The 18,198-nt window shown below is 60.6% G+C and carries 13 protein-coding genes and 1 pseudogene; 6 read left to right on the top strand and 8 right to left on the bottom strand.

Going from position 1 to position 18,198, the window contains the following annotated elements; all coding sequences use genetic code 11:
• Window positions 1–222: 222 nt before the first annotated feature.
• From xylF to AC3ZU9_RS13120, 4 genes are all read left to right on the top strand, one after another.
• Window positions 223–1,224: a D-xylose ABC transporter substrate-binding protein gene (gene xylF, locus AC3ZU9_RS13135; protein WP_012723529.1), complete on the top strand. Its 1,002-nt coding sequence runs from the start codon at window positions 223–225 to the stop codon at window positions 1,222–1,224.
• Window positions 1,221–2,777, top strand: coding sequence for a D-xylose ABC transporter ATP-binding protein (gene xylG, locus AC3ZU9_RS13130; protein ID WP_490090827.1), 1,557 nt, complete (start codon window positions 1,221–1,223; stop codon window positions 2,775–2,777). Before xylF ends, xylG begins: the two co-directional genes overlap by 4 nt.
• Window positions 2,778–3,914 (top strand): sugar ABC transporter permease, encoded by a 1,137-nt coding sequence (locus AC3ZU9_RS13125; protein ID WP_012723527.1) that lies wholly within the window; start codon window positions 2,778–2,780, stop codon window positions 3,912–3,914. It abuts the gene before it with no gap.
• A gap of 484 nt (window positions 3,915–4,398) precedes the next feature.
• Window positions 4,399–4,707 (top strand): DUF6124 family protein, encoded by a 309-nt coding sequence (locus AC3ZU9_RS13120; RefSeq protein WP_012723526.1) that lies wholly within the window; start codon window positions 4,399–4,401, stop codon window positions 4,705–4,707.
• 151 nt (window positions 4,708–4,858) lie between these two features.
• Here the strand turns inward: AC3ZU9_RS13120 and AC3ZU9_RS13115 are convergent, their stop codons facing one another.
• From AC3ZU9_RS13115 to AC3ZU9_RS13090, 6 genes and pseudogenes are all read right to left on the bottom strand, one after another.
• Window positions 4,859–5,779 (bottom strand): substrate-binding domain-containing protein, encoded by a 921-nt coding sequence (locus AC3ZU9_RS13115; RefSeq protein WP_012723525.1) that lies wholly within the window; start codon window positions 5,777–5,779, stop codon window positions 4,859–4,861.
• A 17-nt stretch (window positions 5,780–5,796) separates the two neighbouring features.
• Window positions 5,797–6,552: a methyl-accepting chemotaxis protein gene (locus tag AC3ZU9_RS13110; RefSeq protein ID WP_370636462.1), complete on the bottom strand. Its 756-nt coding sequence runs from the start codon at window positions 6,550–6,552 to the stop codon at window positions 5,797–5,799.
• Between the two features lie 102 nt (window positions 6,553–6,654).
• Window positions 6,655–7,074: pseudogene (locus AC3ZU9_RS13105) on the bottom strand (HAMP domain-containing protein); the annotation flags it as partial.
• A 916-nt stretch (window positions 7,075–7,990) separates the two neighbouring features.
• The gene (locus AC3ZU9_RS13100; RefSeq protein WP_012723523.1) at window positions 7,991–9,241 is read right to left on the bottom strand and encodes a glycoside hydrolase family 68 protein; all 1,251 of its coding nucleotides are present in this window, start codon (window positions 9,239–9,241) and stop codon (window positions 7,991–7,993) included.
• Between the two features lie 251 nt (window positions 9,242–9,492).
• The gene (locus AC3ZU9_RS13095; protein WP_012723522.1) at window positions 9,493–10,431 is read right to left on the bottom strand and encodes a pectate lyase family protein; all 939 of its coding nucleotides are present in this window, start codon (window positions 10,429–10,431) and stop codon (window positions 9,493–9,495) included.
• Between the two features lie 238 nt (window positions 10,432–10,669).
• Window positions 10,670–12,169, bottom strand: coding sequence for a CoA-acylating methylmalonate-semialdehyde dehydrogenase (locus tag AC3ZU9_RS13090; RefSeq protein WP_012723521.1), 1,500 nt, complete (start codon window positions 12,167–12,169; stop codon window positions 10,670–10,672).
• Between the two features lie 109 nt (window positions 12,170–12,278).
• On the opposite strand from AC3ZU9_RS13090, the gene AC3ZU9_RS13085 reads away from it, so the two are divergent.
• The gene (locus AC3ZU9_RS13085) at window positions 12,279–13,220 is read left to right on the top strand and encodes a LysR family transcriptional regulator (RefSeq protein WP_064052573.1); all 942 of its coding nucleotides are present in this window, start codon (window positions 12,279–12,281) and stop codon (window positions 13,218–13,220) included.
• A 574-nt stretch (window positions 13,221–13,794) separates the two neighbouring features.
• A complete protein-coding gene (locus tag AC3ZU9_RS13080) occupies window positions 13,795–15,477 on the top strand; it encodes an AMP-binding protein (RefSeq protein ID WP_490090826.1) in 1,683 nt (560 codons plus the stop codon).
• Between the two features lie 54 nt (window positions 15,478–15,531).
• On the opposite strand, the gene AC3ZU9_RS13075 is transcribed toward AC3ZU9_RS13080, so the two are convergent.
• Both AC3ZU9_RS13075 and AC3ZU9_RS13070 read right to left on the bottom strand, forming a co-directional pair.
• On the bottom strand, window positions 15,532–16,806 hold the full coding sequence (locus tag AC3ZU9_RS13075; RefSeq protein ID WP_093545226.1) for a glucarate dehydratase family protein: 1,275 nt from the start codon (window positions 16,804–16,806) through the stop codon (window positions 15,532–15,534).
• A complete protein-coding gene (locus AC3ZU9_RS13070; protein WP_043206203.1) occupies window positions 16,803–18,170 on the bottom strand; it encodes an MFS transporter in 1,368 nt (455 codons plus the stop codon). The genes AC3ZU9_RS13075 and AC3ZU9_RS13070 overlap by 4 nt, the downstream gene beginning before the upstream one ends.
• Window positions 18,171–18,198 lie beyond the last annotated feature (28 nt).

Here is an 18,198-nt window from a genome sequence, read left to right as displayed (position 1 = left end):
GGGTGAACACTGGCACGTGTGGTGAGCGGGCGTGCCCCGCGCTGGGGCGCTTAGCGCCCCCACTAACAGGCGATGTGTTTTTACCTGACACGCTGAGGTGCCTGGTTTTGGGGCTGCTTCGCAGCCCAGCGCGGGGCAAGCCCGCTCACCACAGTAAGCCTACTCACCACAGTTACAGTGTTCGTCTAGAGTCTTCCAACAACAATAAAAGGACGCACCACCATGAAGTCATTCAAACGTACCCTGCTCGCCACTGCCCTGGCCTTGCTCGCCCTGCCGGTCATGGCTGACCCCGCCCACCCGAAGATCGGTTTCTCCATCGACGACCTGCGCCTGGAGCGTTGGTCCCGTGACCGCGATTACTTCGTCGCCGCAGCGGAAAAACTCGACGCCAAGGTCTTCGTCCAATCCGCCGATGCCAACGAGCAAAAGCAGATTTCCCAGATCGAAAACCTGATTTCCCGTGGGGTCGACGTCATTGTGATCGTGCCGTTCAACGCCACCGTGCTCACCAACGCCGTCGCCGAAGCCAAAAAGGCCGGGATCAAAGTGGTGTCCTATGACCGCCTGATCCTCAACGCCGATATCGACGCCTACATCTCCTTCGATAACGAAAAAGTCGGCGAGATGCAGGCCAACGGCGTGCTGCAAGCGGCGCCCAAGGGCAACTACTTCCTGCTGGGCGGCGCGCCCACCGATAACAACGCCAAGGTGCTGCGCGAAGGCCAGATGAAGGTGCTGCAACCGGCCATCGACAAGGGTGATATCAAGATTGTCGGCCAGCAGTGGGTCAAGGAGTGGAACGCCACCGAAGCCTTGAGCATCGTCGAAAACGCCCTGACCCGGAACAACAACAAGATCGACGCCATCGTCGCCTCCAATGACGCCACCGCCGGCGGCGCGATCCAGGCCCTGGCCGCGCAGAAGCTGGCGGGCAAGGTGCCGATCTCCGGCCAGGACGCCGACCTCGCCGCGATCAAACGCGTGATCGATGGCACCCAGACCATGACCGTGTACAAGCCGCTCAAGCTGATCGCCTCGGAGGCGGCCAAGCTCTCGGTGCAACTGGCGCGTAACGAGAAGCCGACATACAGCTCGCAATACGACAACGGCAGCAAGAAGGTCGATACCATCCTGCTCACGCCGACGCCGTTGACCAAGGCCAATATCGACCTGTTGGAGAAGGACGGGTTCTACACCAAAGAGCAGCTTGCCGGGCAATGACCGCCATGGCCGACTACTTGCTGCAAATGAACGGCATCGTCAAAAGCTTTGGCGGTGTCAACGCGCTCAACGGCATCGACATCAAGGTACGACCGGGCGAATGCGTCGGCCTGTGCGGCGAGAACGGTGCCGGCAAATCCACCTTGATGAAGGTGCTGTCGGCGGTCTACCCGTATGGCACCTGGGAGGGCGAAATCCTTTGGGACGGCCAACCGCTGAAGGCCCAGTCCATCAGCGAAACCGAGGCGGCCGGCATCGTCATCATCCACCAGGAACTGACCCTGGTACCGGACCTGTCGGTGGCCGAAAACATCTTCATGGGCCACGAACTGACCTTGCCGGGTGGGCGCATGAACTACCCGGCGATGCTCCACCGCGCCGAAGCCCTGATGCGCGAGCTCAAGGTGCCGGACATGAACGTAGCGTTGCCGGTGTCGCAGTACGGCGGCGGTTACCAGCAATTGGTAGAAATCGCCAAGGCCCTGAATAAACAGGCGCGCCTGTTGATCCTCGACGAGCCCTCCTCGGCGCTGACCCGCTCGGAAATCGACGTGCTGCTGGACATCATCCGCGGCCTCAAAGCCAAGGGCGTGGCCTGCGTGTACATCTCCCACAAGCTCGATGAAGTGGCGGCCGTGTGCGACACCATTGCGGTGATCCGCGACGGCAAGCACATTGCGACCACGGCCATGGCCGACATGGACATTGCGCAGATCATCACCCAAATGGTCGGCCGCGAAATGAGCAACCTCTACCCCACCACGCCCCATGCGGTGGGCGAGGTGATTTTCGAAGCGCGCCACGTCACCTGCTATGACGTCGACAACCCCAAGCGCAAACGCGTGGACGATGTGTCCTTTATGCTCAAGCGCGGGGAAATCCTCGGCATCGCCGGGCTGGTGGGCGCCGGGCGTACGGAGCTGGTGTCGGCGCTGTTCGGTGCCTACCCCGGCCGCTACAGCGCCGAAGTCTGGCTGGACGGCCAGGTGATCGACACGCGCACACCGCTCAAATCGATCCGCGCCGGGCTGTGCATGGTGCCCGAAGACCGCAAGCGCCAGGGCATCATTCCCGACCTGGGCGTGGGCCAGAACATCACCCTGACGGTGCTCGACACTTACGCACATATGACCCGCATCGACGCCGAAGCCGAACTGGGCAGCATCGACCAGCAGATCGCGCGCATGCACCTCAAGACCGCCAGTCCATTCCTGCCGATCACCAGCCTGTCCGGCGGCAACCAGCAAAAGGCCGTGCTGGCGAAAATGCTGATGGCCAAGCCCAAGGTGCTGATCCTCGATGAACCCACGCGTGGGGTGGACGTGGGTGCCAAGTATGAGATCTACAAACTGATGGGCGCCCTGGCGGCCGAAGGCGTGTCGATCATCATGGTCTCCTCGGAGCTGGCCGAAGTGCTCGGCGTTTCCAACCGCGTGCTGGTGATCGGCGAAGGCCAGCTGCGTGGCGACTTCATCAACGAAGGGCTCACCCAGGAACAGGTACTCGCCGCGGCGCTCAGCCAACACAATAATAATGACCGGAAGACCGCGTAGATGAATCAGCTCAAACAGCTGTTTACCCGCTACAAAATGCTCGCCCTGGTGATCGCCGTGGCGGTGATCTGGCTGTTTTTCAGTTGGCAGACCGAGGGCGGATTCCTCACGCCGCGCAACCTGTCCAACCTGCTGCGGCAGATGTCGATCACCGGCATCCTGGCGTGCGGCATGGTGCTGGTGATCATCAGCGGCGAAATCGATTTGTCGGTGGGGTCATTGCTCGGATTATTGGGCGGCCTGGCGGCGATCCTGGATGTGGTGTACCACATCCCGCTGCTGGCCAACCTGAGCCTGGTGGCGCTGTGCGGCTTGATGATCGGCCTGGCGAACGGCTACATGACCGCTTACCTGCGGATCCCGTCGTTTATTGTCGGCCTGGGCGGCATGTTGGCGTTTCGCGGGATTCTGCTGGGGATTACCGGCGGCACCACCATCGCGCCGGTGTCGCCGTCACTGGTGTATGTGGGCCAGGGTTATCTGCCGCATTCGGTCGGTATCGGCCTCGGGGTCTTGCTGTTTGCCCTGACCCTGTTCCTGACCTGGAAACAACGGCGCAACCGCGCACTGCATGGCCTGGCCGCTCACTCGCGGGTGCGCGATGGCGTGCGTGTGGCAGTGATCGGCGCGGTGCTGGCCGGGTTCGTCACCACCCTCAACAGCTATGACGGCATCCCGGTACCGGTGCTGCTGTTGCTGGTGCTGCTCGGCGTATTCAGCTACGTCACCAGCCAGACCGTGTTCGGCCGCCGCGTGTACGCGGTGGGCAGCAACATGGAAGCCACACGCCTGTCGGGCATCAACGTGCAGGCGGTGAAACTGTGGATCTTCGGCATCATGGGCGTGATGTGCGCCCTCGCCGGCCTGGTCAACACCGCGCGGCTGGCGGCTGGATCACCGTCGGCGGGGAACATGGGTGAGCTGGATGCCATTGCGGCGTGCTTTATCGGTGGCACCTCGATGCGCGGCGGCTCGGGCACAGTGTATGGCGCGTTGCTCGGGGCGTTGGTGATCACCAGCCTGGATAACGGCATGTCGATGCTGGATGTGGACAGCTACTGGCAGATGATCGTGAAGGGCAGCATCCTGGTGCTGGCGGTGTGGGTGGATGTGAGTACGCGCACGGGCCGGCGCTGAACCCACGCCCACAAACACCACAAATCCCCTGTGGGAGGGGGCTTGCCCCCGATGGCGGCAGATCAGTCAATATCCATTTACCTGACCCACCGCTATCGGGGAGCAAGTGGAATCATCGCACCGCCCCTCCCACATTGATCGCGTCCCATTGTTGGGTTAGTGGCGTTTGGTCATGGTTTGTAAAGGGCCAGCAAGGCAGGTCCCTTTTAATCGCAGGACGTTTCCTAGACAATCCTCGCCGCCTTGTGCCTGTTGGAATCGCTGGCTAGTCTGCGGTCCGTCACTGCTCATCAGTGATCGGGTTTAGTCGCCCGGATTCAGAACAGGCGCACGTCTCCCATGAAGCTATATGGTGGCTGTGCGCAGGGCGCCCTCGGGCGCGCCGGGTTCCTGTTCTGACCGGTCGACTAACCTGCGTACAGCCGCCACCTTCGTTTAGTCGCAAAGCGTGTCGGCTCCTTGGTATTCAGACAGGAAAGACACCATGAACAAAGTCCTACCCGATCCACCCCATGATCCCGCAAAAGGCCGCGCCGCCTTCAACCGCGCCATCGACCACTACCTGCCCACCCACGGCTTCCACTGCGTCAGCGACGACCTGAGTTTCGAAGATGCCCTTCTCTACACCGCCAGTTTGCTCGACAGCGCCTCCGCCACCGCCCTGGACTGCGGCGAGCTGCTGCAAAGCCCCGAGCGGGCGAAAATCCTGGCGGTGTGGCATTTGCTGGAAATTGCCAAGACCACGGTGGATCGCTCCATCGAGTGCCTGAACGGCACCAAAACTCCTGCCTGAACGCGGTTAGGAATGTGGGAGGGGGCTTGCCCCCGATGGCGGCAGATCAGTCAATATCCATTCACCTGACCCACCGCTATCGGGGAGCAGGTCGAATCGCCCCCCCTTCCACAGTTGACTGCATTCCAACGTTGGATCGAGGGGGTCAGTCCTATTCAAACGCCTGTCGATTCTCAGGCGTGATCAACTTGAACGGCACCCAGACCACGGTCGACTCCAGCACCTCGCCGCGTACCAGGCGTAGCGCGGTGTCCACTGCGCCACCGGCCTGGCCGGCGGCATCCTGAAACACGCTGACCGCCATCTTGCCCTCAGCCATCAATTTCAAACCGTCCGGGGTGCCGTCGATGCCGCCGACCCAATAGTCCTTGGCCTGCTTGCCGGCCTTTTCCAGCCCCATGATCGCGCCGATCGCCATTTCATCGTTATTGGCCGCAATGATCGAAAAATCGACGCCCTGCTTGACCCAGTCAATGACAATCGTGGCAGCTTGGCTACGTTCCCAGTTGCCGACTTTTTTCTGTACAACTTTCATATCGGGGTATTTGGCGACGACTTTCTCCACGTCCTCGGTACGCATCAAGGAGGATGCGTTGGCCGGGTCGCCGACCAGGATCACCACGTTGCCCTTGTAACCGGCACGGCGCGCCAGCTCTTCCATCTGCAACGTCCCCGACTCCAGCTCGTTGGAGCCGACAAACGCGGTCTGCGCCGGCCACTTTTCCGGGTTCGGATTGCGGTTGACGAATACCAGCGGAATCTTGGCGTCCGAGGCCAGCTGCATCATCTGCGCCGCACTTTTGCCGTCAACCATCGCGACGATGATCGCATCCACCTTGGCGTTGACCAGGTTGCGGAACTGGCGCATCTGCAAATCGACGCTGTCCTGCCCGTTTTCCATAAAGATGTCGACGTTCATGACGCCGGCCTGTTGCTGCACCCCGTTGCGCAGCAGGGTCTGGAAGTTATCGTCGTACTTTGCCATGCCCACACCCAGCAAGGGCGTGGCGGCCTGGGCGGGGCCCGGAATGAGCAGCGTCGCCCCCAAGGCGAGCATTAACCATGTTTTCATGTTCTGACTCCCGCGGCTCAAACGCTGAAATGATGGAGCAGCTCGCGCTGCACTTTGGCCATGTCCGACAGCTCGTGGCTGCTGATGGCCGACTGCTCGGCGCCCTGTGCCGTCTGCTGGGCCGAATCGTTGATCTGGATGACCATCCGACTGGTTTCCTGCACCGTGGCGCTCTGCTCCTCGGTGGCGGCGGCGATCTGAATATTCATGTCGCGAATACTGTCGACCGAGTCGCTCATCGACAGCAGCAAGTCACCAGCGCCCGAGGCCAGGGACACGCATTGGGTGGACTGCGCCTGGCTCTCGTTCATCACGTGCACCACCGAGTGAATCTTTTCCTGCATGAGCCCGATCATGTCCTGGATTTCGCTGGTCGAGGTCTGGGTACGGCTGGCCAGGGAGCGCACTTCATCGGCCACGACCGCAAAACCGCGTCCCTGCTCGCCGGCACGGGCCGCTTCGATCGCCGCATTCAGGGCGAGCAAGTTGGTCTGTTCGGCAATGGTGCGAATGGCAACAACAATGCCCTCGATATTCTGCCCGTACTTCTGCAACTCATCGGTCACCTGCGTGGCCTTGTTCACCTGGTCGGCCTGCTGGCGGATATTGACGATGGTCTCGGCCACGCGCGCCTGCACCTTGTGCGTCAGCTCACTGGTGTCGTCCACGGCCTGGCGGGTGTCCTGCGCGCGCCGGGCCACCTCTTCCACCGTGCTTTCCATCTGCGTCATGGCCGAGGCGGCCGATTGCAAGCGGTCCTTCTGCTCATCCACCACACGGGTGGTCTGCTCGCTGTTCAAGGCGTTGCTCCCGGCGGTCACGGCCAGCGCATCGGCAGAGCCGATCAATTCACGGAAGGTTTTGCGCAGGGCCGTGGTCAGTTCGTTCAGGTAACCGCCCAACTCACCGAACTCGTCTTTACGGCTGACATCGAAACTGACCCGCATGTCCCCCGCAGTGAGCGTCTTGAGCACTTCGCGAAACGCCGCCAGCGGACGCCGCAAGCTGAAGGCGACCCACGTGCCAATCAACACCGCCGCCAGCACCGCCAGCACACACGCGATCAATAGCAAGCTGCGGCTGGTGCCGATGGTGGCATTGGCCGACTGACTGGCCTGGTTAGCGACCTCCAGGGACTGGCTGCCAAACTCGCCAATCCGGTCCAGGGTGGCTTTCAGTGCCGCCTCAACCGCATTGCGTTGCTGCTGCACCTGCGCGGCCAGTTTGGCCTCCACCTGATAAGCCTGGAACAGGCCGTCAGGGGCGGTCAGGTCAGTCAGCAGGCGATTGACCATGACGCCGGCAATACGCCCTACCCTGGGGTCAATCGCCGTCAGCGCCTGCGCGCGGGTGCTGATCACTTCGTCTTGCAGGTTGAGCACACGCTGTAATTTATCAATGGCGGGCGTCACGGTGTGGGCCGCGAAGCCATCGTAGGATTTGTTGACTTCCAACAGCAGTTTTTCAGCTGCGGCCACCTGTTGCGGTTCGCCGACACTGCGCGCATGCGCGATGTAATCCCGCAAGTAGCTGGTCAGCTGCATCGCCTGCGCACTGCTGTAGCCTTGCAGTTTGCGCGTCAGCGCCAACTGCTGCACATGTTGCATGTGGGACGTCATCAATGCCTGTGCCTGTTCGGCGTAGGCCGCTACCTGTTGGCGCTGCTGCGCCAGGTTCGCCCGCAGTGCCTCATGCTCGTCGGTGTAGGCAGCGGTGCTGTCGAGCAACTGATTGAACTGGGCGATGCTCTCGGTAAACGGTCGCTTACCGTCCTCGATCTGCTTGGGGTCGGTGCTGATCTGAATGGCCAGCAAGGCCTGGTTGGCGCGCAGGATATGCACGTAGAGTTCACTGGCGGCCCGGCTCAGAGGTGCCGACTGCCCGGTGATAATGGTCAAGCGACTGCTGATGGACTGCGTGTTCTGATAGCTGATCCCCGCCATGATCAGCAATAACAGCACCAACACCGCAAATCCGCCGATCACACGCTGCAATATGGTCATGGCCACCCCTTTTGATTTTTATTCGTTGACCTGAGCGACGACCAGGCGTGCACCTACGAGTCCGGGATCACTCATGATGCTAGTGCCTGTATCGGCTTGGGGGGCTGGGACTTGAGCATCGAACACAGGCTGCAGGTCAAAAAAAAGTGGGAGGGGGCAAGCCCCCTCCCACCTACCTGATGAAATCAGGCTGGGTTTTGCACTGCGATTACTGGCTCAACACCACATCGCGCATCGCAGGGATGTAGCCGTAGTCATAAGCCTCCTGCACAAACGAACGATCGCCCTTCAACACAATCCTGACCGTCGGCGCTTCGGTGCCGCCGATACGGTAGTCGTCGCCGGTGGTGGGCACGCTGTCGATAAACGACGTCACCAGGCCATTGGGCATCACGCAGTGGGAGTACGTCTGGAAGGGCTGTGAAGGCGGATTGCCGAGCACCAGACCGGAGGCATTCATCAGTGTGTAAGGGCCGAACAGCTGATCACTGACGAACCCATAAACGCCATCCGGGCCCGTCACGCCATCTGCATAGGTGAACTTGTGACTGATGGTGAACAGGTAGTACTTGTTGTCCTGGAACACATAGTGCGGCCGTTCGGTCTGGTCGTTCACGCCAACGGCCGTCACCAGCGGCGGCAAAATCTCCCACTCGTCACCGTTGAGGTCTTTGGCCACCGCGATGCCGATACAGCCGACCTGATAACGCGCACCGCCGACATCTTCATGCCCAGGCGGCACCAGGCCAATTTCATTCGGGCCCACTTCGTGCGTCCCGCGCTCGCCGGCAACGTTGCCTTCGAACACCATGTACAACTTGCCATCTTTTGGATCGATAAAGGGGCTGGGATCGCGAAAGTTCCAGGTCGAATTTTGCGCTTCGGTTTGGTAATAGATGCCGTCGGCATCAAACAGCGATTTGACCTGATCAAAGCCCTGCAGGGTAACGCCGGTATCCGACGTAACCACTTGGCCCCTGACTTTGGCAATGGTGGCGCCCGGTGTGACGCAGGTGTAGTACAGGTCGATATCACCGTTGTTATTCAGCAGGATCGGTGTGCCTGCCCATTCACGCGTGGTCGGCGATACGCCTTCGGCCATGACACGGCCGCCGAAGATCCAGTCCTTGCCGGTGCGCGAGTACCAGTAGCAGATACGCGCATGGCCATGGCGGTCTTCCCAATCGCGCTTGATGTCGTAACGGCCATCGGCGTTGATGAATTGTGGATCATGGGGACGACGGTCGGCAGTCAGGGTGAAGATCACTGACCAGCCATTGACCGATACCACCGTGCCATCCAGTTCACGCAAGGGCATGGTGTCCCAGATAAAGACCGTGTCACTCATGACAGGAAAGTCAGGACTCACTAACGGCTGTGTCGTCGTCGGGTCATTCTCATTAACTTTCAGCGCATCGGCCCGTGTCCAGCGAGTGGGTGTGTGATTCGCGTGTTTCATGATGATGTCCTTTTGCTGACGCTTAAGTGACAAGCGAAGATTAAATAGCACATGACAGCCAACAACTTAAGAGTGGCTGAAAGAGCAAGAGATAGTTGGCTCTGCAAGTGCGAAACAAGGTTTAACATGGAAGCCCGCCTGTCGCAACATGAAGAATTATTTAGATTACAAAGGCCATCACTGTATTTATATCCTTGATATAAATACAGTGGCACCCGTATTAAATGATCGTTAAGTAGAAAGCTAGCTAATCAACTACCAAAGATCAGGGCTACCGACTGGGCGCCGGCATTCTTCTGGGTAAAGTCCTTGGCTTGTGCGGCGGTCTTCAAGGTATAGCCATAGTTGGAAAGGGCCGTCCATTGCGCTTTAGGCGACTTCTGGTTGGTGATCGGCGGGACACTGTTGGTATCGGTGAACGTGCCAGTGCCTTTGTCGTCCAACATGCCTTTATTTTGGCTGCCTTCGCCAAAATAGTTACTTTCAGAAAGGATATTGGCGTTTTGTGCCAGGGTAAAACCGAGGTGGAAGTTATTGATGTAGTTGTTGTACACATGAAAATAACCGTAACGCATCAAACCAGGCGCACGCACTTCCATGTTGTCGAAGCGGTTATGGCACAGCGTCAGGCGCGGGTAACCATTGAACTCCGCTTTATTATCATCCGCCGGGTGGCCGAAGATCAGGCCATACTTGTGGCTGCCAAAGAAGCAGTTGCTGATGGTGGCATAATCGGCCTTTTCACCGATATACAGCAGTTTATCTTCACTGCCGTCAGTGGTGGACCAGCTGTGCCCGACGAAAGAGCAATGGTCAATCCAATACTTGCTGCCGTAGTTCAAGTAGACCTGGATATCGTCATTGGCCTTGATACTTGCCGAATGCTTGAAGATAAGATTCTGCAGAATAATATTCTGCGACTGCGCCGTTGCACGCAGGTGAATATTCTCCAGGGTGCGGTTCTGGAACGAGCCAATCAGGGTCTTGTTGGCGCCCATGTTGACTTTGGTCAGGCTCGACGCCGAGATATTACTGTTGATCACCAGTACCCGTGGGGTGGTGTCGCCGATATTGGCCTTGAGTTGATCGAGTGTGGTGATACTGACCACAGGGCCGGACCAGCCACCTGTCACTTTTGCCGCTTGGGCGAAACCGATCAAACCGGTGAGTTTGCTTTCTGGATAGGACATGAGTTCCCTCTCTATCAATAAAATGGCTCGGTAAGACGAGCCTGTGCATCAAGTTAATCCGTTAACTTGCACACAGTGTTTGGCAGGACTGAGGTTGCCGGGTGTTGGTCGATCAGCGCTTAAACACTGTGTTTATGTACAGTATTCTTGATTGACTGGATCGTCAACCCTTACGCAGACAAAAATGTGGGAGGGGCTTGCCCCCTCCCACATTTGCCCTGCTGTGTTCTTTTGGCCGTTACTTGGACACAGGCATCGCAAACTCCGCGCCCTGCTCGATGCTCTCCGACCAGCGCTGCATGATCGATTTCTGCTTGGTGTAGAAGCGCACGCCCTCAGTGCCGTAGGCATGCATGTCGCCAAACAGGCTCTTCTTCCAGCCACCAAACCCGTGCCACGCCATCGGCACCGGAATCGGTACGTTGATGCCGACCATGCCCACTTCGATCCGGCGTGCAAACTCGCGGGCGATGTTGCCGTCGCGGGTGAAGCAGCTGACGCCGTTGCCGAATTCGTGGTCGTTGACCAGCTTGATCGCTTCGCCGAAGTCATTCACGCGCACGCAGGCCAGCACCGGGCCGAAGATTTCTTCGCGGTAGATGCTCATCTCTTTGGTCACATGGTCGAACAACGTCGCGCCGAGCCAGAAACCGTTTTCCAGGCCCGCTTCGGTGGGCACGTAGTCACGCCCGTCGAGCAGCAATTGCGCGCCGGCCTGCACGCCTTGTTCGATGTAGCCGCTGATGCGCTCCAGCGCCGCACGGGAAACAATCGGGCCCATCTCGGCTTTCAAATCGCGACCGTCGGTGATGCGCAATTGCTTGGCGCGCTCAGTCAGGGCGGCGATGACTGTGTCACCCACATCGCCCACCAATACCGCCACCGAGATGGCCATGCAGCGTTCGCCCGCACTGCCGTAGGCGGCGCCCATCAGGGCGTCGACGGTTTTTTCGATATCGGCGTCGGGCATCACCACCATGTGGTTTTTCGCGCCGCCCAGGCCTTGCACGCGCTTACCGTTGCGCGCGCCGGTCTCGTAGATGTACTGGGCAATCGGCGTGGAGCCGACAAAGCTCACGGCCTTGACGTCCGGGTGTTCGATCAGTGCGTCCACCGATTCCTTGTCGCCCTGCACCACGTTGAACACGCCTTTGGGCAAGCCGGCTTCACGCAGCAGTTCGGCCATGAACAACGACGCGCTCGGGTCAGTCGGGCTTGGCTTGAGGATGAAGGTGTTGCCCGCCGCGATGGCGATCGGGTACATCCACATCGGTACCATCACCGGGAAGTTGAACGGCGTCACACCGGCCACCACGCCCAGCGGCTGGCGCATCGTCCAGTTGTCCATGCCACGGGAGACCTGATCGGAATGCTCGCCCTTGAGCAGGTTAGGAATGCCGCAGGCAAATTCGAGGATGTCGATGCCACGGTCGACTTCACCCTGGGCATCGGTGAAGACCTTGCCGTGTTCGGCGACGATGATGCGCGCCAGGTCGTCCTTGCGCTCGCGCAGCAGGTGCAGGTATTCGAACAACACACGGGCGCGGCGGATCGGCGGCGTGTCGGCCCAACCGGCGAACGCGGCCTGGGCAGCGGCGACGGCTTCGGCAACGGTCTGGCGGCTGGCCAGGGCGACACGGCCGGTTTTTTCGCCGGTGGCCGGGTTGTAGACGTCCTGATAGCGATCATCGCGGCTCACGCGCTGGTCGTTGATGTAGTGCTCGATTGTCGTTGTCATGGCAGTAGATCCCAGGTGGGTAGCGTTGGGACACACGATAGACTTTCGGTTTGTTCCAAACCAGAGCAGAATCCAGAACTTATTGTCCATAGATGCGAACAATAGACTCATGGAAAAATCCGAGATCGAAGGCCTGTGGACCCATATCCACTGGCTCTCCGTGCTGGAGGAACAAGGCACCTACACCGCCGCTGCCGCGCGCCTTGGCGTGAGCAAGTCGGCCGTCAGCCAGCGTATTTCCGACCTGGAAAAAGCCACCGGCACACGGCTGGTGACGCGAACAACGCGCAGTGTGCGGCTGACCGATGCGGGGCTGTCGTTGACGCGAGAGGTGCGCAGCGCCTATGAACAGATCGCCCGCAGCTTCTCGTCGGTGCGCGACTCGGCCGGGGAGATTCGCGGGCTGGTGCGCCTCACCGCACCCGTGGCGTTCGCCCGTCAGCAACTGGTGCCGCACCTGTCGGAGTTCTTGCAACAGTACCCGCAGGTGCGTATTCAACTCGACGTGTCGGACGCCCTGAGTTCATTGGCCGCCGAGGGCTACGACCTCGCCGTGCGCCACGGCTTCCAGGTCCCGGAAACCCATGTGGCGTGGAAACTGTGCGACACCGGCTCGGTGCTGGTCGCCACTCGGGACTACCTGCAACGCCACGGCGAGCCACGCGAGCCCGGCGACTTATCGGCCCACAACTGCCTGTTCTACCCACGCGGCACCGACCAGCCCGCGTGGACCTTCGAGCGCGGCAGCAAAAACGTCGAGCGCCTCACCGTGCCCATCGCCGGCAGCTTCGCCACCAATAACAGCGAGGCCTTGCGCGACTCGGCGCTCAACCACCTGGGCATCGCCCTGCTCCCGGACTTCAGCGCCCATGCCGCCCTGGCCAGCGGCACGCTGGTGCAGGTGCTCACCGACTGGACGCTAAAAGGCGCGTTTGCCGATGAGATCTACCTGATCCGCCCTTACTCGCCCCATGTGCCGAAGTCAGTGAGTGCATTGGTCAGCTATTTGAAGGAGAAATTGTCAGGCGGGTTTCGATACACCGGCGGTTAATCACTGCTAGGTGTTGGGGCTGCTTCGCAGCCCAGCGCGGGGCAAGCCCGCTCACTACAACAGCTCTAGCTGGGCATGGGACGGGCGACAGCCTATAAGCACCTGGAGCAACTCAAGGGCTGACCTGCCATTGTGGTTTCGGAAGCTTTTGTGGTGAGCGGGCTTGCCCCGCGCTGGGGCGCGAAGCGGCCCTGATCCAGTCAGCGCATTTTTTCAGACAAACATCACGGCTAGGTTGTGGAGCGGCAGACGATCTACAAGCACCTGAAAGCACTCAAGGACTGACCTCCTATTGAGGTTTCGGAAGCGCTTGTGGTGAGCGGGCTTGCCCCGCGCTGGGGTGCGAAGCAGCCCTGATCCAGTCAGCGCATTTTTTCAGGTAAACATCACTGCTAGTGTTGGGGCTGCTTCGCTGCCCAGCGCGGGGCAAGCTCGCTCACTACACCCATCACTTTTTTGCACAACGCTCGGGTATTTTTGGGCGTTCTGCTCTGATTTATGCGTGCCTATACTCGGTCCAGCCTCTCGGCCCAGCCGAGGGGCAGTCCCACAACAATAATTAAGGACAGCCACCATGACCCAGCCCTTCCTGGCCGCTCGGGATTTCCTGCTCGCTCACCGCACCGACTACGCCACTGCCGTACGGGATTTCCGTTGGCCGCAACTGGGCGAATTCAACTGGGCCCTGGACTATTTCGACGCCATGGCCGAGGGCAATCCGGCCAGTGCGCTCTGGATCGTCGAAGAAGACGGCAGCGAGCAGCGTTACAGCTTCCAGCAGCTGGCCGCGCGCGCTAACCAGGTGGCCAACCACCTGCGCGCCCTCGGCGTGCGGCGTGGTGATCGCGTGCTGTTGATGCTCGGCAATGATGTGGCACTGTGGGAAACCATGCTCGCCGCGTTCAAGCTCGGGGCGGTGGTCATCCCCGCCACGGCCCTGCTGAACGCTGATGACCTGCGCGACCGGATCGAGCGCGGGCAGGTGCGTCACTTGGTGGTCGGCGAGGCGCATGTCAGCAAGTTCGCCGGCCTGGCAGACGGTTGCAGCCGCATCTGCGTGGGTTCGGCGCCTGCCGGCTGGGTCGCGCACAGCGCCGCCTTTGCATACCCCGAACACTTCGAGGCCGAAGGCCGCACCCTGGCCACCGACCCGATGCTGCTGTATTTCACCTCCGGCACCACGTCGAAGCCGAAGATGGTGCTGCACAGCCACCAGAGCTACCCGGTGGGGCACCTGTCGACCATGTACTGGATCGGCCTGCAACCGGGCGACCTGCACCTGAATATCTCGTCGCCAGGCTGGGCCAAGCATGCGTGGAGCTGCCTGTTCGCGCCGTGGAATGCCGGCGCGTGCATCTTTATCCATAACGTCGCGCGTTTCAGCGCACCCACCCTGCTCAGCACATTGGAACGCTACGGCGTGACCAGCCTGTGCGCGCCGCCCACGGTGTGGCGCATGTTGATCCAGGAAGACCTGGCCAGCTACAAGCCGCGCCTGAGCCTGCGCGAACTGGTCGGCGCCGGCGAGCCGCTGAACCCGGAAATCATCGAACAGATCCAGCAGGCCTGGGGCTTGCCGCTGCGCGATGGTTTTGGCCAGTCGGAAACCACCGCGCTGGTGGGCAACACCCCTGGCCAGTTGCTCAAGCCCGGTTCCATGGGCCGCCCGTTGCCGGGCTACCAAGTGGCCTTGCTCGATCCCGATGGCAACCCCAGCAATGAGGGCGAAGTCGCCCTGCCCCTGGACGTACGCCCGCTCGGCCTGATGCTGTGCTACGAAGACAGCCCGGAAAAAACCGCCGAGGTCATGCGTGACGGCTACTACCGCACCGGCGACACCGCGCAAATCGACGCCGACGGCTACATCACCTTCGTGGGCCGCGCGGATGATGTGTTCAAGGCTTCCGACTATCGCATCAGCCCTTTCGAACTGGAGAGCGCGCTGATCGAACACCCGGCGGTGATGGAAGTTGCCGTAGTGCCCAGCCCCGATCCCTTGCGCCTGGCGGTGCCCAAGGCGTTCCTGATATTGGCCCACGACGCCCCCGGCAGCGCCGAACTGGCCCAGCACATCCTGGCCTTCGCCCGTGAGCATTTGGCGCCTTACAAGCGGGTGCGGCGTATCGAGTTCGTCAGTGAACTGCCCAAGACCATCTCCGGCAAGATCCGCCGGGTGGAACTGCGCCAGATGGAGGTGCTGCGCCGCCAGAGCGATACACGCGGCGAGCAGGAACATTTCGAGGAAGATTTTGGCTGAAAAAAAGCCCGGCGACCTCACAAGGCATCGCCGGGCAACGTGAAGCGACCAGCTTCAGAAACGCGGTTTGACGGTCTTCCAATCCGGTTGGTAACGCTGCATCTGTTTCACGTCATCGCGCTGGCGGATGCCGCAACTCAGGTACTGGTCATGCAGCTTGCCCAGTTGATCATGATCAAGTTCAAGGCCCAGCCCGGGCGCGCGGGTGAGCGTCACGCAGCCATCGACAATCGGCACTTTGCCGCCCTTGATCACCTCCTCGTCCGGTTCCTGCCAGGGGTAATGGGTGTCGCAGGCGTAATCGAGGTTGGGGACCGACGCGGCCACATGCGCCATCGCCATCAGGCTGATGCCCAAGTGTGAGTTGGAGTGCATCGACACGCCCAGGCCGAAGGTCTGGCACATTTTCGCCAACGCTTGAGTGTCGCGCAGGCCACCCCAGTAGTGATGGTCGGCGAGTACGATCTGCACGCTGTCCTGGGCCACGCTGCGGCGAAACTCGTCAAAGTCGGTGACCACCATATTGGTCGCCAGGGGCAAGCCCGTACGTGTGTGCAGTTCGGCCATGCCCTCCAGGCCTGGGGTCGGGTCTTCGTAATACTGCAGGTCATCGCCGAGCAGTTCAGCCATGCGAATCGAGGTCTGCAGCGACCAGTTGCCATTCGGGTCAATGCGCAGCGGCACACCGGGGAAAGCCTTTTTAAGCGCCTTGATGCAGCGCACTTCATGTTCAGGTTCCAGGGCACCGGCTTTAAGCTTGATGCTTTTGAAACCATAGGCTTCGATCATCCGCCGGGCCTGGGCGACGATCTGCTCTTCGTTGAGCGCTTCGCCCCAGCTATCGGGCTTGTAGGGAGAGTCGATGTGTTCGGCGTACTTGAAAAACAAGTAGGCACTGAACGGGATCCGGTCACGGATCGCCCCACCGAGCAAGTCCACCAGCGGCACGTTCAAGGCGTGGGCCTGGAGGTCGAGCAAGGCCACTTCGAACGCCGAATAGGCATTGCTCACCGCCTTGCTGGCATGGGAGCCCGGCGCCAGTTCCGCGCCGCTGAGGCTCGCGGGTTTGTGCGCGGCCACCGTGGCCTGGACGATGGCGCGCAGCCCGTTGAGGTTGAAGGGGTCCAGGCCGATCAGTTGCGGCTGCACCAGCTGCTGGATCGCCAGCGCCGGGGCATCGCCGTAGCTTTCGCCGAGGCCGATGTAGCCGGTGTCGCTCTCGACTTCGATGATCGAGCGCAGTGCGTAGGCTTCGTGGATACCGCTGGCGTTGAGCAACGGTGGGTCGCGAAAGGCGATAGGTGTGACGGTAACGCGGACGATTTTCAAGAGGCGGCTCCCTGTGGGCCTGGACGCAAGGCGTGTGGGTGAGTAGTCGGTGTGGACGTAGGCGGCACTGCGCCGCGCGGTGCGGTACGGGCAAAAAACACCACCACCGCCGCCACCAGCGATGTGGCGGCCAGGCCATACAGCCCGCCTTCGATGGAGCCGGTGGTCTGCTCCAGCAAACCGAAAGTGGTGGGTGCGACGAAGCCGCCCAGGTTGCCGACCGAATTGATCAAGGCAATCACCGCCGCCGCGATCCGCGCATCCAGGTAACCCTGGGGGATCGGCCAGAACAAGGCAGAGGCGGCCTTGAAGCCAATCGCGGCAAAACAGATGGCGATAAAGGCAAACACCGGTCCGCCGGTGGTGGACATGAACATGCCGAAGGCGGCGATCACCAGCATCAGCGCAACCCACGCCTGCTGATGTTTCCACTTGCTGGCCAGGGCGGCGAACGCGTACATGGCGACGATGGAAATCAGCCACGGAATCGAGTTGAACAGGCCCACCTGGAAGTCGCCCAAATCGCCCATTTTCTTGATCATGCTGGGCAGCCAGAAGGTGGCGCCGTAAATGGTCAGGGCAATGGAAAAGTAGATAAAGCAGAACAGCGCGATCTGTTTGTCCGCCAGCAACTTGAACATCGACGGCCGGGTGACCTGGGACGCCTCACGGGCCTGCTGTTCAAGGTCGATGGCGCTGACCAGCGCCTGTTTTTCTTCGTCGCTGAGCCACTTCGCCTGATGCGGATGGGATTGCAGCCAGAACCACACAAACCCGCAGAGCAGGATGGAAGCAAAGCCCTCAATCAGGAACATCCACTGCCAGCCATGCAGGCTCAAGCCGTTGACGTGCAACAGCGCCCCCGACACCGGCCCGGAAATCACCGAGGCAATCGCCGAACCACTGAGGAAAATCGCCATCGCCTTGCCACGCTCGGCCGCCGGCAGCCATTGGGTGAAGTAGTAGATGATGCCGGGGAAAAACCCGGCTTCGGCAGCGCCAAGGACAAAGCGCAGGATATAGAAACTGGTTTCACCTTTGACGAAGGCCATGGCCATCGCGGCCGCGCCCCAGGTGAACATGATGCGCGTCAGCCAGGCCCGTGCGCCGTAGCGCTGCAACAGCAGGTTGGAGGGCACTTCGAAGATCGCGTAGCCAATGAAGAACAACCCGGCACCCAGGCCATAGGCTGCCGCACCAATGCCCAGGTCGGTCTCCAAATGGCTGCGCACAAAGCCGATATTGACCCGGTCGATGTAGTTGACGATGAACATCACCACAAACAACGGCAGGACATGACGCTTGACCTTGGCGGCCGCGCGGGCGAGCACGCTAGGGTCTGGCGGATTCTGGAGGGTATCCAAGGGCAACTCCCACTCATTATTGTTTTAG

It is taken from the genome of Pseudomonas sp. A39, from assembly GCF_058145955.1.
Note: the sequence above shows the minus strand (reverse complement) of the source record. Positions and strands in the feature narration are given on the sequence as shown.